This window comes from Anaerolineales bacterium (genome assembly GCA_015075625.1).
GTDB lineage: Bacteria > Chloroflexota > Anaerolineae > Aggregatilineales > UBA2796 > UBA2796.
Map to the genome: position 1 here is coordinate 766,419 of JABTTZ010000002.1, position 23,949 is coordinate 790,367.

The 23,949-nt window shown below is 57.5% G+C and carries 21 protein-coding genes; 16 read left to right on the top strand and 5 right to left on the bottom strand.

What is annotated here, in order from left to right; all coding sequences use genetic code 11:
- Positions 1-18: 18 nt before the first annotated feature.
- The 7 genes from HS103_11980 to HS103_12010 all read left to right on the top strand — a co-directional run bounded on the left by HS103_11980 (position 19) and on the right by HS103_12010 (position 9,762).
- Positions 19-747, top strand: coding sequence for an ABC transporter ATP-binding protein (locus HS103_11980; GenBank protein MBE7513515.1), 729 nt, complete (start codon positions 19-21; stop codon positions 745-747).
- Entirely contained in the window at positions 744-2,762 is a 2,019-nt protein-coding gene (locus tag HS103_11985) for a hypothetical protein (GenBank protein ID MBE7513516.1), read from the top strand. The genes HS103_11980 and HS103_11985 overlap by 4 nt, the downstream gene beginning before the upstream one ends.
- 234 nt (positions 2,763-2,996) lie before the next feature.
- The gene (locus HS103_11990; GenBank protein MBE7513517.1) at positions 2,997-4,121 is read left to right on the top strand and encodes a molybdopterin-dependent oxidoreductase; all 1,125 of its coding nucleotides are present in this window, start codon (positions 2,997-2,999) and stop codon (positions 4,119-4,121) included.
- Positions 4,118-4,939 carry a hypothetical protein gene (locus HS103_11995; GenBank protein MBE7513518.1) on the top strand — a complete coding sequence of 274 codons (822 nt, stop codon included), beginning with the start codon at positions 4,118-4,120 and terminating at the stop codon, positions 4,937-4,939. Before HS103_11990 ends, HS103_11995 begins: the two co-directional genes overlap by 4 nt.
- A 62-nt stretch (positions 4,940-5,001) precedes the next feature.
- Positions 5,002-6,987: a GMC family oxidoreductase N-terminal domain-containing protein gene (locus HS103_12000; protein ID MBE7513519.1), complete on the top strand. Its 1,986-nt coding sequence runs from the start codon at positions 5,002-5,004 to the stop codon at positions 6,985-6,987.
- A gap of 191 nt (positions 6,988-7,178) precedes the next feature.
- A complete protein-coding gene (locus HS103_12005) occupies positions 7,179-8,417 on the top strand; it encodes a DUF1669 domain-containing protein (protein MBE7513520.1) in 1,239 nt (412 codons plus the stop codon).
- 202 nt (positions 8,418-8,619) lie between these two features.
- Positions 8,620-9,762 (top strand): acyl-CoA/acyl-ACP dehydrogenase, encoded by a 1,143-nt coding sequence (locus HS103_12010; protein MBE7513521.1) that lies wholly within the window; start codon positions 8,620-8,622, stop codon positions 9,760-9,762.
- Here the strand turns inward: HS103_12010 and HS103_12015 are convergent.
- The 5 genes from HS103_12015 to HS103_12035 form a co-directional block, all read right to left on the bottom strand.
- Entirely contained in the window at positions 9,748-10,899 is a 1,152-nt protein-coding gene (locus HS103_12015) for a glycosyltransferase (protein ID MBE7513522.1), read from the bottom strand. The two genes, HS103_12010 and HS103_12015, sit on opposite strands and share 15 nt — an antisense overlap.
- Before the next feature lie 195 nt (positions 10,900-11,094).
- Positions 11,095-11,796 (bottom strand): F0F1 ATP synthase subunit B, encoded by a 702-nt coding sequence (gene atpF / locus HS103_12020; protein ID MBE7513523.1) that lies wholly within the window; start codon positions 11,794-11,796, stop codon positions 11,095-11,097.
- 26 nt (positions 11,797-11,822) lie between these two features.
- On the bottom strand, positions 11,823-12,050 hold the full coding sequence (atpE, locus tag HS103_12025) for an ATP synthase F0 subunit C (protein ID MBE7513524.1): 228 nt from the start codon (positions 12,048-12,050) through the stop codon (positions 11,823-11,825).
- 70 nt (positions 12,051-12,120) lie between these two features.
- Positions 12,121-13,674, bottom strand: coding sequence for a F0F1 ATP synthase subunit A (locus HS103_12030; protein MBE7513525.1), 1,554 nt, complete (start codon positions 13,672-13,674; stop codon positions 12,121-12,123).
- 59 nt (positions 13,675-13,733) lie between these two features.
- A complete protein-coding gene (locus HS103_12035) occupies positions 13,734-14,021 on the bottom strand; it encodes a hypothetical protein (protein MBE7513526.1) in 288 nt (95 codons plus the stop codon).
- Between the two features lie 39 nt (positions 14,022-14,060).
- Here HS103_12035 and HS103_12040 point away from each other — a divergent pair, with 39 nt between their 5' ends.
- From HS103_12040 to HS103_12080, 9 genes are all read left to right on the top strand, one after another.
- Positions 14,061-14,210, top strand: coding sequence for a hypothetical protein (locus HS103_12040; GenBank protein ID MBE7513527.1), 150 nt, complete (start codon positions 14,061-14,063; stop codon positions 14,208-14,210).
- A gap of 176 nt (positions 14,211-14,386) precedes the next feature.
- Positions 14,387-15,565 carry a phosphate acyltransferase PlsX gene (gene plsX, locus HS103_12045; protein ID MBE7513528.1) on the top strand — a complete coding sequence of 393 codons (1,179 nt, stop codon included), beginning with the start codon at positions 14,387-14,389 and terminating at the stop codon, positions 15,563-15,565.
- On the top strand, positions 15,562-16,323 hold the full coding sequence (locus tag HS103_12050) for an SUMF1/EgtB/PvdO family nonheme iron enzyme (GenBank protein ID MBE7513529.1): 762 nt from the start codon (positions 15,562-15,564) through the stop codon (positions 16,321-16,323). The genes plsX and HS103_12050 overlap by 4 nt, the downstream gene beginning before the upstream one ends.
- A 21-nt stretch (positions 16,324-16,344) precedes the next feature.
- The gene (locus tag HS103_12055) at positions 16,345-17,283 is read left to right on the top strand and encodes an ABC transporter permease (protein MBE7513530.1); all 939 of its coding nucleotides are present in this window, start codon (positions 16,345-16,347) and stop codon (positions 17,281-17,283) included.
- A gap of 152 nt (positions 17,284-17,435) precedes the next feature.
- Positions 17,436-19,205, top strand: coding sequence for a hypothetical protein (locus HS103_12060; protein MBE7513531.1), 1,770 nt, complete (start codon positions 17,436-17,438; stop codon positions 19,203-19,205).
- A gap of 152 nt (positions 19,206-19,357) precedes the next feature.
- Positions 19,358-19,831, top strand: coding sequence for a lasso peptide biosynthesis B2 protein (locus HS103_12065; protein MBE7513532.1), 474 nt, complete (start codon positions 19,358-19,360; stop codon positions 19,829-19,831).
- Between the two features lie 16 nt (positions 19,832-19,847).
- Positions 19,848-21,731, top strand: a complete 1,884-nt coding sequence (locus tag HS103_12070) for an asparagine synthetase B (protein MBE7513533.1) — start codon at positions 19,848-19,850, stop codon at positions 21,729-21,731.
- A 776-nt stretch (positions 21,732-22,507) separates the two neighbouring features.
- Entirely contained in the window at positions 22,508-23,377 is an 870-nt protein-coding gene (locus HS103_12075; GenBank protein MBE7513534.1) for a hypothetical protein, read from the top strand.
- Between the two features lie 23 nt (positions 23,378-23,400).
- Positions 23,401-23,940, top strand: coding sequence for a DinB family protein (locus tag HS103_12080; protein MBE7513535.1), 540 nt, complete (start codon positions 23,401-23,403; stop codon positions 23,938-23,940).
- The last annotated feature ends 9 nt before the right edge of the window (positions 23,941-23,949 follow it).

Here is a 23,949-nt window from a genome sequence, read left to right on the forward strand (position 1 = left end):
TCCACCGGTACAGACGTTATGTCATACATCATCGGGCGCGGTCTGCATAAATTCTTCCCCATGGGCGAGAGTGATCTGCATGTCCTCAAGGGGATTGATGTCACCATTGAACGCGGTCAGTTCACGGCGATTATGGGTGCGAGTGGGTCAGGCAAAAGCACATTGATGTACCTCCTCGGCGGGTTGGATCAAGTTAGCGAAGGGGAGATTGTCATTGGCGGGCAGCGTGTGGATCGCTTAACGGGCGACGAACTGGCGCACTTCCGCCAGCGGATGATGGGCTTCATCTTTCAACAGTACTACCTTGTGCCAACGATGAATGTCCTCGAAAATGTTGCTCTACCGGGGATTTTCGGGGGGTTGAGTCGGGATCGGCGGGAGGAACGCGCCTTTCGTCTCTTGGATTATTTGGGGATGGCAGAAAAGGTTGATCAGCGCCCAAACCAACTTTCCGGTGGGCAGCAGCAGCGGGTTGCCATTGCGCGGGCGCTTTTTACCAACCCGCCGATCATCATGGGCGATGAGCCAACGGGCGCTCTGGACAGCAAGACGGGGACAATTGTCATGCGGCTGCTGCGCACCCTAGCGACAAAACACGGCAAAACCGTGATCGTCGTCTCCCACGATGCAAGCATAGAGCGTTGGGCAGATCGCATGTTGTTTTTGCGCGATGGACAGATCGAACGGGATTGGCTCTCGGATCGTGAGGCATACCCCGACCCCCTTTTGGAGGATGACGAACGTTGATTCAGCAAGAGATGAAGGTGACTCTAAGACGAACCCTGGTTGGTCTCTTGTGGCTTATTGCCGCCGTGCTTCTGCTTGGGCAGCAGCCTGCCGCTGCCCAAGACGATCCACCCACTGCCACGCCACCTCCCCCCCCCGGTCCGCTCCAGATCAACCGTGTTGAGCCGACGACCCTCCTTGCTGGAAAAGGTGGGGTTATCTCCATCTTTGGGGCAAATTTCACCTCTGGCAGCGTTGTCCGCTTGGTGGGATGGGGGTTCGTCGATACACGCTTCATCAACAGTGGGGCGATCACCGCCTCGATCAATGATTCTGTCCCCGCTGGACAGTATGGGATTGAGGTGAACGATCCAGTAACAGGCGTTCGCCAAGCGCCCTTCCCCCTTCTCTTGCTGGCTCAAACACCCACCCCCAGCCCTGAGCCAACCCTTAAACCGGGTGAGCCGTCTCTCGTCGTCAGTTCCTTCAGCAGCATCCCCGCCGTTGTCCGTGCCGGGGATGAATTCACCGTTCGGTTCACCCTTGTCAATCGGGGGGAGCGTCCGGCGCTAGGCGTTACGGCGGCGGTTGATTCGGGCGGGAAATTTGCCTCGGCGGGCGGACAAGGGGCAGTAAACGTCGCGGATATTGGCGTGGGGCGAAGTGCCACAGTGACATTGCAAGCGGTGGCAGCCGCAGACGCTCCGGCAGGGGCAACCGTATTTACAATTGCCCTGAAATACCGCGATCTCGAACCAAAGAACTACGAGACAAAGGTGACCATCACCGTCACTGTCGCGGTGAAGGAAGCGGGTGTCACGCAGTTGGCGCTTGACCGCTACGCAATCACACCCGAAAACCCCGCCCCCGGACAGGCGGTTGATGTATTCATGGTCATCGCCAACATTGGCAGCGAGACGGCACGCGGCGCAGCGCTGAGTTTTAAGGCGGAAAATGCCGCGCTCTTGCCGGGATTGGGGGGCAGCACCTTCGCGCTAGGGGATATTTCGCCGGGGGAAACTGTTGAGATTTCCGTCCCGATGATCGTCAATACGGCGGCGAAACCGGGCGCACAACCGCAGAGCATTGCCCTGACCAGCATCTTGAGTGATGGGAAAACGCAAGAAAATGCGGCGATAATCACCATTAATGTGGCGGCGGCGGGGGTCAAAGCGGCGCTTATGCTGCTGCAATCCTACAACGCCGATGTCGATCCGATCACGCCGGGGGCAAAATTTACCCTCAAGATGGTGCTGCAAAACGCCGGAAATGATTCCGCCGAGAATATCCTATTGACCTTTGGAACAGTGGAAAAATCGGGTGGTTCGTCGGGGGGGAGCGGCGATGGCAGCGGCGGTACAGGCGGCGGGACAAGTTCCACGCCAAGCGAAACGTTTGCCCCCATTGGAAGCGGGGGGACGATTTTGGTGGGCGATATTCCGATGGGCGAGAGCAAGACGATTGAGCAGATGTTCATGACCAATGGCACAGTGGCGAGCGGAATTTACAACCTCCCTATTACGCTCATCTATCGTCGTGGTGATGGCAGTGAGGGGAAAGACACCCTTCGCGCCGGACTCATCGTTGTTGCCCTTCCCGATCTGACAATCAACGTTGAGCAGCCCCTTTTAGAGACGGTCAATGTCGGTGAGCCTGCCAGCGTAGCGCTGACCGTTGTGAACAATGGGAGTGGGACGGTCTCCATGATCGATGCCGAAACGCGGGTGACCAATGGCACATTGATGGGAAACGCTACCCAACAGCTAACGCCCTTAGCCAGCGGGGAAGATGTAACCATCCGCGCCGATATCATGGCACTAGCGGAAGGCGATATGACGGTGACAGTGGTCATTCGTTACCGTGATGCGCTGCGCCAAACGCGAGAGATCCTCCGCGAATTTCGGGCGGTGGCAGTTCAACCGCCTCCGCTGCCCACCTTTGAACCTGTAGAGCCAACGCCGACGCCTTCGCCCACCCCTTCCCAAGAAGACACCCTGCGGCGCATCCTTTTGGGGTTGTTGGGCTTGGGGAATTAATCGGGAGGGCGAAACATCTCCTGAAATCAACCTCCCCTAGAGAACTTGGATACCCCCTAACCCGCTCCCCACAAATGGAGAGCGGAACTTCCTCCCTTTCTCTGTTTGTGGGCTGAGGGGCGTGCCTACAAAACAAAAATTCCCCATGCTTCGCGTCTCGCCAAACATTAACGGGCAGCGGGCAATTTTTCCCGTACAATTGAACGGATAGTCTTTCAGCAAAGGAAGTAGCGGATGCCCAACGAAACAATTTCGCGGCGCGGCTTTCTGATTGCCATAACCGGCTCAGCAGTGGCGGCGGCGGCGGGCTGCCGCCCAACAAACGCCCCACCCGCCCCAACGCTCTATGTGCCGGGGAGCGACCCGAAACCAATCACGCCCACCGCCCCACCGCCGACCTCGGTACCGGTGGCAAATGCCCCCCGCGATCCCCTTTTTGGCAAACTCACTTACGATTCTACCATCCTCACCGATGTCTCGAACCTCTACGTGACGCAGTATGATTACAATAACACGCCAGAGGTTGATGCCGCCACATGGACATTCACCGTAGATGGCTTGGTGAACACCCCGCAGACCTATAGTCTAGAGGCAATCAAGGCGCTGCCTGCCCATGAGGATATGCGCGTCTTGGAGTGCATCAGCAACCCCGTTGGCGGCACGCTCATTGGCAACCTGATGTGGAAGGGTGTCCTCTTTGAGCAAATCCTGAGCCAAGTGGGGCTGAAGGCGGACGCCACACACGCCCGTTTTTATGCGGCGGATGGCTATGAGACAAGCGTTGCCCTCGAGTGGATTACCCAACCGAACGTCCTGCTTGCCTATGAGATGAATGGCGAACCGCTGACAACCGTACACGGCTTTCCGCTGCGCATCCATATGCCCGGACTGTACGGACAGAAGATGCCACGCTGGTTGACCCGTATTGAATTTATTGATTACGAATTCGAGGGGTTTTGGGAGAGTCGCGGCTGGTCTAAGACGGCGGCGATCAAGACGAAATCGATCATCCGCCAACCTACCGATAACGATCCTGTGCAGAGCGGAACGGTGGTTGTCTTGCAGGGGGTTGCCGTCGCCGGAAAACGGGCAATCCGCACCGTTGAGGTGCAGATTGAAGGCGGGGATTGGCTGCCTGCCACGATCAAAGCCCCGGCTGAAGACTCCCCCCTTGCCTGGACGCAGTGGTGGTTTGAGTACGTGATCCCCGCGCCGGGCGCTTATCAATTTTCGGTACGGGCGACGGACGAGACGGGCTACACCCAAATGACCGTCGCTGAAGGCGTCTTTGGCGGGGCATTCCCCGATGGCACGGATAAGATTCACCGCGTGTCCATTCGCAGTCAGGAGAATTCATGACCGCGCCAGAAGAACGTGCTGTCCATGTCCAGAAGCGCCCGCGCCGCCGCTTGTGGCTTATCCTCGGCGGGCTAGTGGGGGTCTTGATCGTCCTCGGTGGTGGTGGCTTTCTGGTTGGCACGGCGTTGGAAGAACAAGATACCTTCTGCGCCTCGTGCCACACTCCCTCCGAAGTGACCTACTTCAACCGCGCTTATATGGCGCTTGACCAACCTGCCGAAACGACGGTTGATCTCGCCACCGCCCATTACCGCGCTGCTCAAGCCAGCAGAACGGTGTTCAAGTGCATTGACTGCCATCGGGGGGATGCCGGACTCAGCCACCGCGTGACGGCGCTGGCGCTAGGCGCCTATGATGCAGTAGTGTTCTTCGCCGGACGGGACGATCCCACGATTGAAAAGCACAAAACGAAAACAGGCTGGTTGGCGAACGCCGCCTGCACCACCTGTCATGGCGAGACGCTGCTCTACCTTGATGGGATCAACAACCACTTTCACAGCTACCTACCAGCGGCGCGGGTGGCGCTAGAGCGCGGCGGGACGCTGCGGATTAGCGACGCCGTGCGGGAGAGCGGGCGCGAGGGCGCACGGGTGAACAGCAGCGGCGAAAGCCCCTTCACCCTAAAAACCATTGATGGGGTCGTTCCCATCCAGTGTTCAGATTGCCACCAGCCACACAAGGCACAGCCAGAGAGCGCCACATCCTATTTCATGGCAAAAGATCTGCGCATTGCCACCTGCGTCGATTGCCATATCGCTGCCAAACAAGGACCGCAAAGCGTCCGCGAATTATCGGGGGAGGAAGGGGAGGGCGACTAGCCATTCCTTCCAAATGGCGCTATAAACCCACAACGCTCTAAGAATAGGTGTAAAACCAACCCGTGTTTTCTGAACGTGAATTCGCTCTTCTCACCGCCATTGGGGATACGATTATCCCCGCCCTTGCTCTAGCGGACGACCCACACGGGTTTTACGCCCGCCCTGCCAGCGATCTGGACATTGCCAAACGGGTTGTTGGCGTCCTCCAGAGCGTTGCCGCGCCTGGGGATGTCAGCCAGTTAAAGATCGTCCTCAGTCTGCTTGATCAGCCCCTTGTCAATTCGCTGTGGGGGGGGCATTTCAAGGGCTTTTTGGAAATGACCCTTGCTGAGCGCACGGCACTTCTTCAAGACTGGGCGCGGAGTCGAATTTCGCTACGGCGGAAAGCGTTCTCTACCTTGCAGCGGTTGTTTGGGTTTCTCTTTTACACGGTGACCGATGCCGAAGGCTGCAACCCAAACTGGACGGCGATGCGCTATCCGGGTGGGGCCAACAACCTTCCCCAAACGCCCAAACCGATCACGCCGCTGACGATTAGCGAGGCAATCACGCTGACGACGGAGGTCGTCATCATTGGCAGCGGGGCGGGCGGCGGCGTGGTGGCGGGGGAGTTGAGCGCGGCGGGGGTTGATGTCCTTGTTGTGGAAAAAGGCGGCTACTATGCCGAGAGCGATTTTGATGGGCGCGAACTGCGCAGCCAACAGCGCATGTATGAGCGCAGCGGATTCAATGTCACTGCTGATCAGGGAATGCTTGTCCTTGCTGGCGCAACGCTTGGCGGCGGCACGACGATCAACTGGACGGCGGCTCTGCGCACGCCCGATCATGTCCTTGCCGAATGGGAGCAGCGCTACGGGGTGAGAGGCTATACGGACAGTGCCTACCAAACAGCGATGAATACCGTTTCGGCGCGGATTCACGTCACAACGGCGGAATCGGAGGCAAACGCCCGCAATGCGGTCTTGCTGCGCGGCGGCGCGGCAGGGAATCATCCGGCTGTGCCCATTCCGCGCAATGTGGATGGCTGTGCCGAACACGGCTATGACTGCGGGTTTTGCGGCTTTGGCTGCCGCCACGGGGCAAAACGGGGGACACTGACGACCTACCTTCAAGATGCTTACGATCATGGGGCGCGGATCATCGTCCGGGCTGAGATTGACCGTGTGTTGATTGAGAACGGCTGCGCCGTAGGGGTTGTTGGGCGGGCGCGGACGGGCGCGGGGGAGATCGTCCCCCTGACGATTCGGGCGAAGGCGGTGGTGGCGGCGGGTGGGGCGCTCCATACGCCAGCGCTCTTGCTCCGTTCGGGCTTGGCAAACTCGCACATTGGGCGGAATCTGCACCTGCACCCCACCTCCGGCACATTCGGCTTTTATGCCGAACCGATCCGAGGGTGGGAAGGGGTTATGATGAGCCATTATATCCCCGCCTTTGGCAATCTAGATGGGCAGGGTTATGGCGTTGCCCTCGAATCTGCGCCGGCGCATCCAGGCTTGACGGCAATCGCCTTTCCCTGGGTGGATGGCTTGCAGCACAAGCAGTTGATGCTGGAATACGCGAACGCCGCCAACATTTTGGTGATCACCCGTGACCGCGACGGCGGGCGCGTCAGGCTGGATCGAGAGGGCAAGCCGCGCATTGAGTATCGCATTTCTGCCTATGATCGAGCGCACCTCCTGCGCGGATTGGTCGCATCCCTCGCCATTCACGCCGAGGCGGGCGCACGGTACATTCGGACGCCCGTCGCAGCGGCGGGGATGTGGAGTCGAGAACGCGGCGACGATCTGACCACCTATACTGAACGTTTCGCCGCCATAGGCTTGCGCCGTTACGATTTTCTACAGGGCAGCGCCCATCAGATGTCCTCCTGTCGGATGGGGGGGAATCCCACACTAGGGGCGGTGGATTCTAACGGGGAGAGTTTTGAGGTGCGGCGGTTGTTTGCTGCTGATGCCAGCGCTTTGCCAACGGCGACGGGCGTCAACCCGATGCTGACAATCATGAGCGTCGCCAAGCAGATCAGTGCGGCGGTGCGGGCGGGGATATAAGCGCACACAGGTGCAACGGCGGGGAGGCGAAGGCGCCGGCGCATCCAAGGGATCCCTACAACAGGCACAGGGAGAGATATGAACACCCCTCCCGTTTGGCAAGAGCGCTGCCGGTAGGGTATCTTTTGACCTTACCAAGCGGACCACCCACGATTCCATCCACATAAGCTACAGACGAGGGAACGCCCATCATGAGACAACCCAATCGCCCTTTTCGCCGTCACCTTGCGCCGCTGATTGCCCTACTGCTGATCGCCTTTGCCGCTGGCTGTGGTGGGGGTGGGCAAGCCACAACAGTGCCGGGGGCGACGATCACCCCCATTCCGACGGTGGCGATCACCCCCGCCCCAACGGTGATTATCCCCACCATCGGCGCAACGCCGCGCCCAACCACCGTTCCCACGCTGACGGGGACGCAAACGGGGACGGATAGCTGGTTACAGGTCTACTTCACCGATCCGGCAGCGATCAACCCAGAGCGGACAAACGGGATCGACCAGATCGTGATCAAGGCGCTCAACGAGGCGAAAACAAGCATTGATATTGCCTCCTTCGATTTCAACCTGAAGGCGGTGGTCGATGCCCTTGCCGCCGCGAAAAAACGTGGCGTTAGCGTGCGCTTGGTCTTGGACACTCTTGATGGCAACCTGAACGTCCGCGCCATCGCCAGCCAGAAGATTGAGGCATACGATGCAAAAGAGGCGCTCAGTGCGGCAAAACTTGCCTTCACGGAGGGCGGGCGCTCTAGCGGCTTGATGCACAACAAAATCGTAATCATTGATGGGCGCTTGCTCTACGTTGGATCGTGGAATCTATCGTTCAATGACACCTATAACAACAACAACAACCTCCTCGAAATTCGCAATCCGGCGCTCATTGCCAACTATCAGGCAAAATTCAACGAGATGTACGTTGAGGCAAAGTTTGGTCGCCAAGCGCGGGTCGGGGCGATGCAGCCCTCGCTGACGATTGACGGGACGGCAGTGAACGTCTATTTTGCGCCCGTTGATAAGGTGATGGAGAAGGTTGTTGCCGAGGTCAAAAACAGCAGGCGCTCCATTCGCTTCATGATCTTCACCTTTACCCATGCCGATCTGTCAGGGGCGATCATTGAGCGAATGGGAAAGGGTGTCACCGTACAGGGGGTCATTGAGAGTCGCGGCGCCTCTCAGGGGGCAATGCCCACCCTCGTCTGTGCCAAAGTTCCGGTGCGGGTGGAGGGCGGCGGGGGGACGATGCACCATAAGGTGATCATCATTGATAACGAAGTGGTGATCACTGGCTCGTTCAACTTCACAAAATCAGCGACGGAGCAGAACGACGAAAACCTCTTGATCATCCGCAACAAGCGCTTGGCACAGGCATACATTGCCGAGTTTGACAAAATGTGGGCGTTGAGCAGCGCCCCCGCCAATGTCACCTGCCCGTAGGGTGGGAAGAACCCCTATCCCCCGCAAGGAGAAGGGGGAAAGACGAATGACATCTTTCCTTTTGCTTTCTAAGCCCCGAAGGGGTGGTTATTCTTAGCCCGCTGCTTTAGTGGGCGCTCACGGACGGTGAGGGGCGCAATGCATTGCGCCCCTATGGGAATTACAATGTCAACAGAACCTAGCCTAAGGAAAAAACACCCCGGTGACACGCCCTGATATGCTTGCCCTTGCCGAGGGGCTGGCGACAAAGTTTGCCATAACTGCCGCCAAACACGATGCCGAGGGGACGTTCCCCCACGCCAATTTCGCCGCCATTCGAGAAGCCGGCTTGCCGCGCCTGCCCGTGCCGCTTGCCCTCGGTGGGTGGGGCGGCGGGCTTGGCGATGCGGTGCGCGTCCTTGAACGGTTGGCGATGGGCGATGGCAGCACGGCTCTGGCATTCGCCATGCACCTGCAAACCATCGGGATGGCGGTGGATAAGGGCGAGTGGTCAGCGGGGATGTTGGCGCGAATCAGCGCCGAGATCAACGAACGGGGCGTATTGCTGAACTCGTGTGCCACCGAACCGGAGTTGGGCAGCCCAAGCCGAGGGGGGCGTCCGCAGACGACAGCACACCGCCAAGAGGGGGGCTACCGCATCAGCGGGCGAAAGACATTCGCCTCCATGTCCCCCGTGCTGGATTACTTCATCGTCCCCGCCGCCCTTCAGGATGAGCCGACGATTGGGCGCTTCCTGATTCCGCCCGGGGAGGGTGTCCGTTTGGACGAGACATGGGACGCGCTAGGGATGCGCGGAACGGGCAGTCATGACCTTATCTTGGAGGATGTGTTCGTCCCTGAAACAAATCTCTTGGCGCTCAGTTCAGATGCGCCTGCTGACCCGAACAAAGCGCAGTTTAACGCCTGGTTTACCCTTTGCGTGTGTGCCGTCTACCTCGGCGTGGCGGCAGCGGCGCAGCGCGTGGCGCTCGACTACGCCCAAACCCGCGTCCCCACTGCCCTCGGACGCCCGATTGCCACCCTCGAAAGCATTCAGCGGCGGCTTGGTGAGGGCGAGTTTGATCTAAACGTGGCGCGGGCGCTGCTTCACCACACAGCAGCGCTGTGGGATAGCGCTGAGGGGCGGGAGGAGATTGGGGCGGCGCTGATCACGGCGAAGGGGTTCATCACCAATGCGGCGATCCGCGTTGTCGATGGGGCAATGCGCGTGGCGGGCGGTGTCAGCATGACGCACACCCTCCCGCTGGAGCGCTACTACCGTGATGTACGGGCGGGGCTGTTCCACCCTCCCGCCGATGATGCGGCACTGCCGTTGTTAGGGCGTTTGGCGCTACGCGGACGGTAGGTGGTCATCACCCACACCGTCAAACCCCGCCAAGCGCCGCAACATCGCTGCGTTTGCCGCCTTCTCGGTGATCTCCCCACGCCCGATCTGCCCTTCAAGTTCCCTCAGAAATGCCACCTGCGCCTCACCCTCGCTGAGCAAGATGCGCCGTTTTTCTAAAAGATCGGGGTTCTCGGTGGGGTAGCGCTCATAAATGATACGCAGCGCGTCCACAACATCGATCCGGCGGCGGAGGTTCATGTTGGATACCTGATCATAAATGCGGTATTCGCAGACAATCCGCCCTGTCGGTTGGAAGGGGTAGCCGCGCGAGGTACGCAGAAGGTATTCCCAGTCTGCTAAGCCGGGAAGTGATTCATCATAGAGTCCCATCACCTCGTAAATATCCCGATGGAAAAACGAGGCATGAATCACGATGAAGTTGCTCCACAACAGGGCATCGGGATCAAACGCCCAATGGGGGACGATCTTTCGCTGAAGGGGAATCAACACGCTACCTCGCTGCCCAAGCAGAACATGGTTGTAATCGCCATAGAGAACACGCGCCGCCGGATGCGTCAGGCTGGCATTGTGGAAGGTGGCGAGGTGAAAAGGGTAGAGAATATCATCATCATCAAGATGGACGAAGTAATCGCCACGCATGGCGCGGAGGGCGGTATTGCTGGCAGCGCAGCGCTGCTGGCGCGTGGGGTGGCAGATGTACTGAATGGGAAAGTGCGCCTCGAAGCGGTGCAGCAGCGGCGCGACATCCTCGCCAGCATCGTTGACAACGACGACCTCGAAATTACGGTACTCTTGCATGGCAAGGCTGGTGAGGGCAAGGCGCAGCATGTGGGGGCGGTTGTAGGTGCGGACGAGGACGCTGATCTTCGGGCGGTATTTGGTGCGGCGTGGCGGTAGCGCGGGGATGAGCGCCTCATTTGTGGCACGCGCTGCCAGCGCATCTAAGGCAGTCAGCGCTCCTTCGCCGCTGAGTGCCGCTGCATCATAGGAATCGGGGACGAGCGGATCAGGCGGGCGGTATTGACGCCGTTCGCCGCTGAGCCATAGAAGGCTGCGGCGGGCAAAGCGCCAAAACCCCTCGCGGCGAAGGGTACGCAGCGCCCCGTGAAGAATTTCCCCAACTCGGTTTGGCATGGCATTCCTCGTTTTATCATGGGTGGTGACGTGGTTAGGGCAACCCAGTGGAATCCGTCCAATGTTAAAAGGTCGGGCTAAGCATAACCACCCCGACGGGGCGACTTTCAGCCCCGCGCCCACTGGGGGGAATCAAAAACGCCCCCATCCTCCCCGCATGGGAAGAAAGGGGGCGTAGCGGGCGCTGCGCCCGGCTTAGTTCATCTTCGCGGCAAGGCTGGAGAGCTTGCTGCGGACGCTGCCATCCACAACCTGATCACCAGAGCGCAAGATCACGCCGCCGAGGATTGCCGGATCGACGTTGAAATCGACCTTGCTTGCCTTCAATTGGCTTTTGATCTTCGCTTGCTCGTCGGCGGTCAGCGTCAGGGCGCTGGTCACTTCGATGCTCTCGCCCAATTTCTTCACATCAGCGGGGAGGGCGGTGAAGAAGTCATTGACAATGGTCTTGCCCTTGCCCTGATCGATGGATTGCCCAACGACGCGCTCAGCAGCGGCAATAGCGATCTGCCCGACCTGCGAACGCACCTCAGCAAGGATGGCGTTCCGTTCTTCAATTGCTTCCTGCCGCGCCCGGGCGCGGATACTCTCTGCCTCGCGGCGTGCTTCTTCGAGGGCGCTTTTTTCTTGCCCTTCGGTAGCGGCGCGGGCGTCTTCGACGATCTTGGCTGCCTCACGGCGGCGTTCGTCAATCAGTTTTTGCGCGTCACGTTCGGCGTTCGCCAGCGCGTTTTCGGCGTTACGGGCATCTTCCAGCCCTTTGGCGATGCGCTCACGGCGCGTTTCCAGTGCTTTTACCATCGGTTTCCATACCAACAACCAGAGCAACGTCGCCACGATGGCGAAGTTGACAATCTGGGAGAGCAGTACGCCGGGATTAATGCCTAAGCGATCCATGATCCCTCCTTATAGCCTAATCTGAACTAGGCGACGAAGAGCAGGATCAGGGCGACGACCAGCGCGTAAATGGCGATGGCTTCCGTAAACACGATACCGAGGATCATGTTTGTTTGGATGTTGCCAGACGCATCGGGATTACGCCCAATGGCTTGCAGCGCCCCATTCACCAGCAGACCGACGCCAATGCCGGGACCAAGCGCCCCAATACCAATCGCCAAACCGGCGGCAAGAAACTTCAACCCTTCGTCCATGAGTGTATGTCCTTTTCTGTGTGCGTCATGCTTTTTATATAGCTAGAATTACAGTTCGTTAGGTGTGTGCTTAGTGATGGTCGTCGTGACCGTCGCCATGCCCGTCGCCGTGATCGTCACCGTGATGCGACACCACCGCTTGCGAAGCGTAGATGATCGTCAAGGTGGCAAACACATATGCCTGCATCCCACCAATGACCAACTCCAGCAAGTAGATCGGCACCGGGGCGATGAACGCCACGAGGAAGCTGAAGACGATCAGAAGGATGCCGCCCGCGAACAACGCGCCAAAAAGACGGAAGGTCAGCGAGACAAGGCGGGAAATTTCTGAGAGAATCTCGATAATCCCGACGATGAAGTCAATGGCACCGAGCGGTTTCTTGCCCAAATTGCCCAACGCAGGCAGGTTGATAAACTTGTAGAAGTACGGGATACCAAGCGCCCGAATGCCCCAGAACTCAACAAGCAAGAAGACGATCAACGCCAACGCTAAGGGGACGTTGAGGTCTGTTGTCAAGCCCCGGAAGAAGGGGATGATCACCAGTTTGTCGCTGCTGGCAGCCTCAACAGCTTCTTTGCCACCCGCTTTGTAGATTTGATACTCGTGATAGAAATGCGCAATTTGTTTGTCGAGGGTGTCTTTCGCCCCGTGTGCGGCTTCTTCGGCAAGGAAGTGCCATGGCTTTTTATGCTCAAAGTCTTTCTTTGCCTGTGCCTCGTCAAACTGAGCGCCAAGAGCGGTCTTTTGCTCTTTCAGATACTCTTCGAGTTTCTTTTCATGCAGTTTCTCATAGAGCGCTGCCCCTTCCAGTTTCGTCTCGGCAGCAAAGGCGTTGATGGTCGCCTGCGTTTCCTCAACGAACAGCGTCTGATTTTTAGCAGCAAGAGGGGGGGTTGCCCATGTGTAGGTTTCCTCGCACTTCAGGGTATCGGCACGGGTTGCCTTTGCCCCTGTTCGTAAGCCAAGCTGCGAGGGTTCGTTCTGCCCATCGGCAGGGACTTCCGGCTTGCCGCGCCCATCAATATGGAGCGCCATAATCGGGCGGGCGGCGGGGTTATCTTCCGTCAAGCCCTGAACGGGGTAGCCGTTCTGCCCAGTGGCAAGCGGGTCGCTATCGGCGGCGGCGACGTTATATTCCGCACACGAGACGATCCCGATGCTCTCGAAACCCGGAAGCAGTTTCAGCCAGTTAGCAACCAACAAGAACAGGAAAATGCTTGCCGCAATGGGAAAGACCCAGCGGGTGAACTTACCAACCAACCCATAGGCTTGGTTGTAGAGAAATTCGCCGATCATCTCGATGAAGTTGGTGAAGCCGCGTGGGACGAATTTATCCGCCGGCGCACTGCGCAGCGCACGTCCAACAACCAACGCAATGGCGATCAGAATGACATCCACTGCGATCAAGGACGTTAGGGTATTCGTCAAATCCAAGCCAAAGAGCCAACGCGGGCTGAGGATTTCCGCCGGCATCGTAATGACCGGCAGCCCCACGCCTGAATTTGCCCCCGGCAGCCAGAAAAAGGCAGGACCGACGCACGCCACAGCGATAAACACCACCAGCCCGATGAAGATGATCAAACCGCGCACAGGTGCGCTTAGACCGCGCCAAAATGCGCTCATAGAGACCTCCTCGTGCCTAGAGTGGAGAGACACAACCGACTACTCAAAAAACACCCTCCTTATGGTTCATTGGCAGACTCATCCCCGCCGACCCCGCTGCCCTTCCCTTGCGGAAGAATGCGTGAGATCAAGAGGCGCGTCAGCCACATTGCCAAGCCCAAGTTAAGCGGTAAACCAAGCAGGATCGCCGCCACCACGCCTAATTTTCGCCCGCCAAGCAGCGGATCAATCGCCAAACCAAAGGCGAGCGAGCCGAGGGCAAAGAGTGCCATAAAACATCCCATCGCCCCGGCAAGTCCGAGGGCGGCGGTGGGTGTGGCGGGCGTTTTTTGATGCTGGTCAGCCATTTGTGCAATCTGTAACAAGCGTAACGAATAGATCACCGTTTGTCAAGACAAAAACGGCACTTGCGGGGCAGCAATGCCCACTTTCCTCTACTTTTTGAGAACGATCTGCCTGATCGCCGCATGGTGACGGTGCGCGTCAACGAAGGTAATGATAACCCAAGCTATTGGAAAAACCTACCCTTTTTCTAAGTTGTGCCGTAATTTTTTCGTGCATCCCCGTGCCGCATGGGGGAACGTGGCGCAAGAGCGTAGCACTTGGTAAAGAATGGGGTTTTTGAAACAGAGTCCAGAAATTCCGGCAATTGATCAGATTTCTCGCCCGAATTACAATAGACAGATTACACCAACACGGATCACAGACACCCATGCGGATTGTCATTGATGTCATGGGCAGCGACGAGCGCCCATTCCCAGACATTGAGGGGGCGGTACAGGCGGGGCGCTACTTCCACGAGCTAAACGGGCGGGAGAGCGACCCCGTTACCTTGATACTCGTCGGAGATCAGAAGGTTATCAGAGCAGAATTGACCAAGTGGGGGGCGCAAGACCTCCCGCTTGAGATTGTCCATGCCTCACAAGTTATTGAGATGAAGGAAAAAGCAAGCCGCGCCGCCCGCAGCAAGCCCGACTCCTCGATGCGGGTGGGGATGGAGATGGTCGGCACGGGGAAGGCAGATGCTTTTGTGACGGCAGGAAACACCGGCGCGGCACTGGCTCTGGCGACAGTTCACGCCCTGCGCCGCCTGCCGGGGGTGCGTCGTCCGGCGCTCACCTCCCTAATGCGCGTAGAGAACGAAAAAACCGTCGTCCTTGTCGATCTAGGGGCAAATGCCGATTCGCGCCCCGAATGGTTGGTGCAGTTTGGGGTGATGGGTAGTTTGTATGCACAGCACGTCCTCGGACAGGCAAACCCTCGTGTCGCTTTGCTCTCCAACGGGGAGGAAGAAGGCAAGGGGAACAAATTGGTGCGCGATGCTGCCGGGTTGTTCCCCAAGGCGGGGATCAATTACATGGGCAATGTTGAGCCGAGGGACGTTCTGCAAGGGGCGGCAGATGTTGTTGTTGCCGATGGGTTCGTCGGCAACATCATGCTCAAATCGCTTGAGGCGGCGGGCGATACGATGTTTCGCTCTCTGCGGCGCGAACTGAGCCTGAATCCGATTCGGATGTTGGGGGCGTTCCTCTCCAGACCCGCCTTTGTCAAACTCTATCGCCAAGTAGACCCCTTTGAGATTGGTGGAGCGCCACTTTTGGGGGTGAACGGCATCGTGATTGTGGCGCATGGGCGGACGAACGCAAAGGGCATCAAAAATGCCATTTTGCAAGCACACCGTGCCGCACGCGCCAACGTGATCAGCGCCATTCAGCACGGGATGGCACGCTATGCGGGCATTGCCGAGGACGAGATTGACGAAGTTACCGTGATCAAACGTCCGCGCCGCAACCGCTTAGCAAACATCCTCCGCTGGCGCTTCAGTCCGCTGCGTTTACGCCGTCGGGGTCGGGGGCGCGGGCGGCGAAACGCTGGCTTGTTAAATTCATGAGACGGACTCTATATAGCGTTTTTCTGGCGTTGGCACTAGCAGCCTGCCAGACCACCCCCGCCCCACTCCCCACCTCCCGTCCGGCAGGGGGCAGCCGCAACCGCGATGTGCGCATCACCGTGCGGACTGTGGCGGGCTTTGAGATGGTGAACGTCCCCGCTGGCTGTTTCCAGATGGGCAGCGGGGATGGGCGGCGGGACGAACAACCCGTTCACGAGGTCTGTTTTGCCCATCCTTTCTGGCTGGATCGCTTTGAGATCACAAATGCTCAGTACGGCTCAGAGGGACCCTTCCCCGGTGCTGACCTCCCACGCACAAACCTGACATGGTATGAGGCACGCGACTTCTGCGCCCAACGTGGCGGGCGCCTGCCTACCGAGGCGGAATGGGAATACGCGGCGCGTGGTGTGGAGGGGTGGCATTACCCCTGGGGCAACCGTCTGGAGGATTCGCGTGCCGTCTTTGACAAAAACAACCAGTTGCAGCCCGCGCCTGTCGGCAGCAAACCAGCGGGGGCATCGTGGGTGGGGGCGCTTGATTTGGCGGGGAACGTTTGGGAATGGACGAGTTCACTCTACCGCCCCTATCCCTATAATCCGGCAGATGGGCGCGAGTCAGCGGAGGCAGAGGGGGAGCGCGTCCATCGCGGCGGGTGGCTCAGCTACATTGATTATGGGATCAGCGGACATACACGCTTTCGCCGGGACCCCAACGCGCCGGACTGGTTCATCGGCTTTCGTTGTGTGGTAGACAACTAGCGTTATTAAGGACATAATCGTTTGGATAGTGTAACTCCTCGCGAAATTGACTACACCGCGCCCCTTTTGTCGCCGAACGCCAGCCGCTTGAAGCCGAACAAGGGGTGGGCGGCGCTGCGTCTTGCCGAACTATGGCAATACCGCGAACTGCTTTACTTCTTGGTGTGGCGGGATGTTGTAGTCCGCTACAAACAGACCCTTCTCGGCGTGACGTGGGCGGTGATCCAGCCCTTCATGACAATGGTTGTTTTTAGCTTGTTTTTTGGCGGCTTGGCGGGTGTCCCCTCGGATGGAATTCCCTACCCCATCTTCAGTTTTGCGGCGCTCGTCCCCTGGACGTTCTTCGCCAATGGGCTTGGACAGGCATCTAACAGCCTTGTGGGAAGTGCCAACCTGATCAAGAAGGTCTACTTTCCGCGCCTGATCATCCCCATCAGCGGTGTTTTGGGCGGATTGCCTGATTTTCTGATCGCTTTCGTTGTGTTGATCGGCTTGATGATCTTTTATGGCTTGTTTCCGGCATTGGGGGCGCTGATCTGGCTACCCGCCTTGCTCATTTTGGCGTTGATCACGGCGTTGGGGGTGGGGTTGTGGCTCTCGGCGCTGAACGTGTATTACCGCGATGTGCGCTATATTGTCCCCTTCATTATTCAACTGTGGATGTTTGCGACGCCCATTGCCTATTCCTCCAGCTTGCTCCCACAGCCATGGCGGACACTCTATGCGATCAACCCGATGGTTGGCGTGATCGACGGCTTCCGTTGGGCGCTGCTGAGCGGTGAGCGGGGGAATCCGCTGACGCATATTGCCGAGGGGGTTGGCTTCCAGTGGCAGACGATGAGCATGGCCAGCCCTCCGATGGGGATGATCCTCGTCTCAACAGGCGTGGCGCTTGTCATCCTCCTCAGCGGGATTGCCTATTTCCGTCGTGTGGAACGCACCTTTGCCGATGTTGTGTGAGTACGGTATATGAGTACGGTATAACTGTGTCGATTTGTACCCTTTCCCTACGATTTGTCCATAAATCGTAGCGGAACTTGCAACCTGAGAATCACCCGATATAATTAATCTAGTGCTAATCTTCTGAAACGCGCACACGAGGACATAACGTCATGAATCTAAGAAAACTCGCAACGCTGCTGCTTGTTGCGTTATTTGTCTTGCCTTTTGCGGCAGTGGGACAGCCCACCAAAGCGCAGCCTATTTATCGCTGCTTCCCCACCTGCGATCCCGCTGATGGGAAATTCATGGTGTTGGTGGGAACGGGGTTGAATTCCCTCGTTGGGGGATCGATTGAAATCCAACTCGCTGCCCCTGCGGGTTCTGCCTCCTTCACACTCGGCATTTTCGATGGCGATAGCGAGCAACCGGGTGATTCGACCGTTCCAATAACCGTTGGTCAGGCAAGTTTTTGGGATCGCGTCACCTACATTAGTGGTGATGTCTACGACCCAGCAAACTGGAATAACCTCGTTTTGGATTATGATTTGTATGCCGATCCCTTGGGGGATAACACTGGCGGAACATTCCTCGGCACGTTCAACAGCGAGACGATGCTGAATGACGACTGGAGCGAGTTTCTCATCCCCAACAGCCCTCTGGCGCAATCCCCAAGCGGGAACTTTTTCTATCGGTTGGTGATTAGTTCGCCAAACGCGAGTTTGCCCGGCGTCGCCAATCAGTTCAAGCTCCGCACGGATAGTTATTTGGCAGTTCAGCCTTCTGCCTTCCAGGTCATTGGCGGGAGCTTTAACCAAAGCGACTTGTTCTTCCTCTATCCCAATTTCCCTTTGCTCACCAATTCCCCCTATTCGGGGGTGTGGGATATCTATCTTGACTTCTTCAACCCCACCTTCGACTTGGTGGTGTGGGATGGGGACCTTGACCGAGGGAAAGTGACGATCACCCCCGGTCCAGTGTTTACCGTCTCGGATAACGACACGGATGATCCTGATACAGCGAATGTTGGTATTCCGCCATGGGCGGTGGGAACGGCGGCTGTCCCTGAAGGGGTTGCCGTTGGGTCAACCTTCCCTGGTCCGGTTACCGCAACAGGGAATCCGGCAGATGACTTCGATAACCAATTGGCGCTGCCGACCTCACAGCTCTTCATGCGTTCCCCAAGCATTGAATACACCGTCTACGATCCGAACGGCACAGTCTTCTACAACCCCAATCCATCGGGAAACCAAGAGTGGGAGCAGTTCCGCATCACCAGCGATCCGGCGGACCCACCCGGAACCTATGATTATTTCTCTCCATCGCTGCCGGCTGGTTTGTGGCGGCTGGAGCTTAGCGGACTTGACCTCAGCAACCTAAACGCCCTGCGCCTGTTTGTGAGGATTGCCTGCGTGCAAGGGACAAGTGTCCCCGGCTTCCAAGATGTCGCCTGCGATAATATCCTACGCCCGTTCCTGATTGGCGATACGGTGTGGTGGGATTACAACGGGAACGGCGTCCAAGACCCCGGCGAACCGGGTATCCCCGGCGTCATCGTTGAATTGATCGGGACGACTGGCACGGTAATCGCCACGACAACTACCGACGCCAGCGGGCTGTATTTCTTCAACGTGGATGCCGGCACGTATACCGTGCGCGTTGCTTCCTCCAACGATACCAATACCCTTGTTGATGCTATTGCGACGACCCCCAGACAGTTCACAAACACGGTGGTCAATGCAAACATCCTGACCTACGACTTTGGCTTCCGCCTGCCACCCGGCACGCAGCGGACACCCACGCCTGTGCCACCGGTGACGACTCTCCCTTCAACAGGGTATGCGCCTGCCCCCGACGGTCTGCTGCCTTGGGGAATCGCACTGATTGTTGGTGTGGCGCTTGTCGCTGGCGGGATGCTCGCCCGTAAGCGTCGGCAGAACTAGAGATTACACAGACAACCGCCTTTCCGCAGAACCGGACGCGCAGCAGCGCGTCCGAATAAAGGTAGGGCGGTTGCTCTCGATTGGTTGAGTTTTTTGGACGCACAGTAGGGCGTCCTTTTTTTGTCCGTGTGTTTTGTCAGAATCGTCAGGTCATGCCCCGATTATTAGCACGATTCTTCTCGCAGCCACCCCTTAAGAAACGTCTCTTTCTTTGGGCATGGGTTCTTCTTCTCCGCTTTGATCTACTGCTGAGGGCTGCATCCTTCCGGCGTGCTGAACGGATTCGCCCCATACAGGTTGCTCAGCAACCCGCCCCGCCCCTTGAAACGATCCTGTGGGCGGTGAATGCTGCGGCTGCCCACCACCTTTACCCGATGACTTGCCTTCGCCGCGCCCTGACGCTGCGCTACCTGCTTGCCAAAGGGGGGATCGTCTCGAACCTGTGTTTTGGGGTGCGCTATGAGGGGGAAACCTTTGCCGCCCATGCGTGGATAGAGCTAAACGATCAACCGTTTGGCGAACGGATTGATCCGACGGTACGCTATGTAAAAATGGAAAAAATGCCAGTGGCTATACGCCCACCGACTCCGGGGCTTAAACATCGGGAACACTCGGAATTACAATGACACAAGAGGAGGGACGATGGCGGGATTATGCGGAATTGTTCGATTTGATGGAGAACACCTAGAGGATCATCTGCTAGAGGAGATGATCAGGGCAATGGCATATCGCGCTGTTGATGGGGTGCGCCGCTTTACTGATGGGCAGCTTGCCTTTGCCCACCTTGCCCATCACACCACCCCCCAAGCCCTCAGCGAACAGCAGCCCTTAATAACGGCAGATGAGGCGTTCGTTTTGGTGACAGATGCCTTCTTGGTCAATCGCGCCGCACTGATCGCCACCTTGCGCCCTACGGGATTCCTGCCAGCCCAAGCTGACGACGATCTTAGCGATGCGTCCTTAATCCTTGCCGCCTACCGCCAATGGGGTGAGGCGTGCCTTGCCCATCTTGATGGCGATTACGTCTTTGCCGTGTGGGATAAGTCGGCGCAAGTGCTTGTTTGTGGGCGCTCCCCCTTTGGAGGGAAGGCGCTTCATCTCGTTTATACCCCTCATTACGCCGCCTTTAGTTCGGATGTCACCCCATTATTGACTTTGCCAGGGATCTCCCGCCAACCGAATGCCTTGATGCTGGCTGCTTTTGGCACCTTTCAACTGGATGAGGAGAGTTCAGAAAGCTACTTTCGTGATATTTTATGGCTGCCGCGCAGTGGGATTATGCGGCTGACAGACAGCGGGGTGGAACAGCGTTGGGGGTGGCAGCCAGAGATGCCCCACTCTGTTCAGCGGAAGTCCGCCCACGATTATGCCGCCGAACTGCGAGGCTTGCTGACCGAGGTCATGATCGATCAGATGCGCAGCAGTCGCCCCATCTATGGCATTTCGCTTAGTGGTGGGATGGATTCGACGACGATTGCCGCCTTAGTCTACCATCAACTGACCACGCAGGGTGAGGGCAAACTGATCGCTCATCACATCTATGCGGAGAGTATGCTTGATGAGCGCCCTCGGGTTAGGGCGCTGGCGCAAAAATTGGGGATCACTGTCCAGTACCATCCGATAGAACCGTTTGCTGCGTCGTTCGAGGAACTGGAAGCTCTGATACTGCCAGAAATTCCTTTTTTGAATCTATTTCAACCTATGAGTCTGTTTTTGGCAGGGGAGATCAAAGCGGAAGGCGGCAGTTTCTTATGGACAGGACATGGCGGGGATAACCTCTTTGCTCGCTCGCACTATACTCACTTGTACCAAGCTCTGCGCGGCGATTTTCGCTCTTTCCGTCCGCTGCAGGGGATCGCTAAAGCACAGGGCGAGTCGGCGCTGCGGCTTTTTGCGCGCTATTATGTTCGCCCTCTACTGCCTAAATGGGCGCTTCAGGGACGCGAAGTCGCCTTTAATGCGCGCAAATTTACCCAGCTAGAATGGCTTTCCCCCCGATTCAAGGAACAAGATGGGCTAGAGGCTTATTGGGAGCGGCAGCAAAAGCGTTGGCGCGGCATCTCTCCCTATCAAGATGCGTACAACCGAGTGTGGTATGGGTTGCAAGGTCGGGGAAGTGTCTTAGCCGCACAGCAAACCTTAGCGCGGGAAGGTGTTGAATCGCGGATGCCCTTGCTTGACCGTCGCTTGGTCAACTTTTCGCTCACCCTCCCTCTAGAGGAGGCACACCTCTTTGGGCGGCAAAAGCTGGTGATGCGCCGCGCCATGAGCGACCTCTTGCCACCGGAGGTAACCGGTCATTTTGGGAAGCGCCATGTGAATGCCTCCAGCGATCATACCTTTTATGGCATGATCGAACTGGTACGCGGCTTGTTTCATCAATCGCGTTTAGCCGAACTTACCTTAGTTGACGATCAAACCATTCAAGGGCTGTTGGATCGCTATATTACAGAGCGCCGCCACCCTGATCAACTTTTACTGACGTGGCTGATGTTTATGGAACGCTGGCTGCGGAAATTTTGCTAAGTATCTATCCGTAAATTAAAAGGTGAACGGTAGGGGCAACCCCTCACCCCCTAGCCGCCTCTCCCGCTGTGCGGGAGAGAGGGAATAATATCTTTTTCGGGAGGGGCGCTGCCCCTCCCCTCCCCGTGAGAGACAAGGTGGTGAAGAAAACGCCTGTTGAAAAGCCCGTAGATAGCGGTCAAGAGGGTAGGCTCATCCCTCACCACCGAATTTAAGGATAGGCTCTAAGGGCGCGTTTGGAATGTTAGGGCGTGCCGGTAAGATGTTCTCGGTGCTGAAGTGGCGGGTTGAACATAGGGTGTTATGAATTTTTTTTGATTGACATTTTCCCGACTCTGTGTTACTTTATGAGCGTGTTTTGGACGATCACTCAATGGAACACTCATTTATGAATCCTCAATCACATGGTCTTATCGCAGTGGAAGAAAGCAGGAAAAGCAAACCCAAAAAGGGATATGTTCCGCCACAATTAAAAGCGTGGGGTGAACTTGCAACCCTTACACAAGGCTTGCTTAACCCTCCTTTGGAACCAATCTTTCCCTTCAGTCTTTGCAACCCTGGTACCTAGTCAACAACCATCCACACGGGCAGCGGGCATGGTGAGATGTTCCTTCAGCCCCCAGCACCTATAGGCTGCGGGGCTTTTTTGGTGAGATCGCCTTGTATACCCTCAATACCGTGTCCCACCCCTCCTTTCTATGTATGCTCTCAGACTAATTGTCTCTCTACCCTTTTTATCTTCTGAAGAAGGCGGCAGTCCTCCCCTCATGTGGAGGGTGATTGATCGTCCCCCCTTGAGGGTGAACTGGTCACAGCCCACTGTACGAGGGGCTGCCCGCCGCGCCGATGGCGAATCGTGGTATCAGATTTACCGCGTCCCGACGCCAGACGGCGTGATCCATGTCGAACGCATTCTAGAGGTGGGCGATTACTATCTGTACCCCGACGCAATTCACTGCCACCCGGCGGATCAGGCTGATGCCGATGAAGTGATGGACTGCTTCCTGAGCCATGCCCTTTCGCTGTGGTTTGAGCTACGCGGGCAGCCTGCCATACACGCGGGGAGTGTTGCCTTGCCGGAAGGGGCAGTTTTATTTTCCGCCGTTAGCGGGGGCGGCAAGAGTACGATGACCGCCCATTTCGTTGCGGCGGGTTATCCGCTCATTGCCGATGATGTGACGATCTTCGCCCAACAAGATGGGGAGATCGTCGCTCCAGCAGGCTACCCTCAAATGAAGATGACCGATGCCACCGCCTCGCGGTACATCCCCACCTATGAGGCGCTCCCCCCTGTAAACGTACATAACCCCAAACGGCGCGTCCCCATTGGGACGGGCATTTTGGGGCGCATGGCGGGTGATCATTCCCCGGTAAAGCGCCTTTACCTTTTAGAGCGTTTTGACCCTACCGAAGCAGATGCGGCGATCACGATCACGCCCATTCTGGGGGCGGCGGGTCTGATGGAATGGCTGCGGGCGTCGATGGTGACGTGGTTTGTTGAGCCGCTCGGCTTGCAAAAAGGGCGGATGGATTTCTTTGCCAAGCTGCTTAAAACGGCGAAGGTGTGTCGTTTGCGCTACCCAAGCGGCTTAGAGCATTTGGATGCCGTTCAAGCGGCGATTGTGGCGGATGTGGCGAACGACTGAAGAAGGCGAGGACACTCACCCTTATGAACCGAGACGACATTTATCTTCTCTACGATTACAACGATTGGGCAGATCGCCGTATTTTGACAATGTGCGCCAAAATCAGCCATGAGCAGTACACCGCCCCCACCACCATCGGGACGGGCTACGGCAGTCTACGGGCGACCCTCGTCCATATTGTCTCGGCGATGCAGCTTTGGCGAATGCTGTTCACCGACCCGCCAAATGTCTATCGCTCCGAAGAAGATCACACCGCGCTAGAGCTTACCGAAGCCGAATTTCCGACGCTCAGCGTTTTAGAGAAACGCTGGCAAGAAGAACGGGATACCCTACGCGCTTACCTCAACACCTTGGATGATGGGAAGGTGAAGGGCGTTCTGCGCTACACACTCCCCAATGGGATCGTCCGTGAGCGCGTGTTGTGGCACTGCCTTGTTCACCTCGTCAATCATGGCACGCAGCACCGGAGCGAGGCGGCGGTTTTACTCACCGGATACGGACAATCTCCCGGCGATATTGATATGACTGTGTTCCTCAATGAGCATTTCAACCTGCCGTCGTAGGGGGTCGGA

What these genes read in the sequence shown, in the direction of transcription:
- HS103_11980 (MBE7513515.1), top strand. Translation starts at nt 19, where the DNA reads ATGTCATACATCATCGGGCGCGGTCTGCATAAATTCTTCCCCATGGGC.
- HS103_11990 (MBE7513517.1), top strand. Translation starts at nt 2,997, where the DNA reads ATGCCCAACGAAACAATTTCGCGGCGCGGCTTTCTGATTGCCATAACC.
- HS103_11995 (MBE7513518.1), top strand. Translation starts at nt 4,118, where the DNA reads ATGACCGCGCCAGAAGAACGTGCTGTCCATGTCCAGAAGCGCCCGCGC.
- HS103_12005 (MBE7513520.1), top strand. Translation starts at nt 7,179, where the DNA reads ATGAGACAACCCAATCGCCCTTTTCGCCGTCACCTTGCGCCGCTGATT.
- HS103_12015 (MBE7513522.1), bottom strand. Translation starts at nt 10,899, where the DNA reads ATGCCAAACCGAGTTGGGGAAATTCTTCACGGGGCGCTGCGTACCCTT.
- atpF (MBE7513523.1), bottom strand. Translation starts at nt 11,796, where the DNA reads ATGGATCGCTTAGGCATTAATCCCGGCGTACTGCTCTCCCAGATTGTC.
- atpE (MBE7513524.1), bottom strand. Translation starts at nt 12,050, where the DNA reads ATGGACGAAGGGTTGAAGTTTCTTGCCGCCGGTTTGGCGATTGGTATT.
- HS103_12030 (MBE7513525.1), bottom strand. Translation starts at nt 13,674, where the DNA reads ATGAGCGCATTTTGGCGCGGTCTAAGCGCACCTGTGCGCGGTTTGATC.
- HS103_12035 (MBE7513526.1), bottom strand. Translation starts at nt 14,021, where the DNA reads ATGGCTGACCAGCATCAAAAAACGCCCGCCACACCCACCGCCGCCCTC.
- plsX (MBE7513528.1), top strand. Translation starts at nt 14,387, where the DNA reads ATGCGGATTGTCATTGATGTCATGGGCAGCGACGAGCGCCCATTCCCA.
- HS103_12050 (MBE7513529.1), top strand. Translation starts at nt 15,562, where the DNA reads ATGAGACGGACTCTATATAGCGTTTTTCTGGCGTTGGCACTAGCAGCC.
- HS103_12060 (MBE7513531.1), top strand. Translation starts at nt 17,436, where the DNA reads ATGAATCTAAGAAAACTCGCAACGCTGCTGCTTGTTGCGTTATTTGTC.
- HS103_12065 (MBE7513532.1), top strand. Translation starts at nt 19,358, where the DNA reads ATGCCCCGATTATTAGCACGATTCTTCTCGCAGCCACCCCTTAAGAAA.
- HS103_12070 (MBE7513533.1), top strand. Translation starts at nt 19,848, where the DNA reads ATGGCGGGATTATGCGGAATTGTTCGATTTGATGGAGAACACCTAGAG.
- HS103_12080 (MBE7513535.1), top strand. Translation starts at nt 23,401, where the DNA reads ATGAACCGAGACGACATTTATCTTCTCTACGATTACAACGATTGGGCA.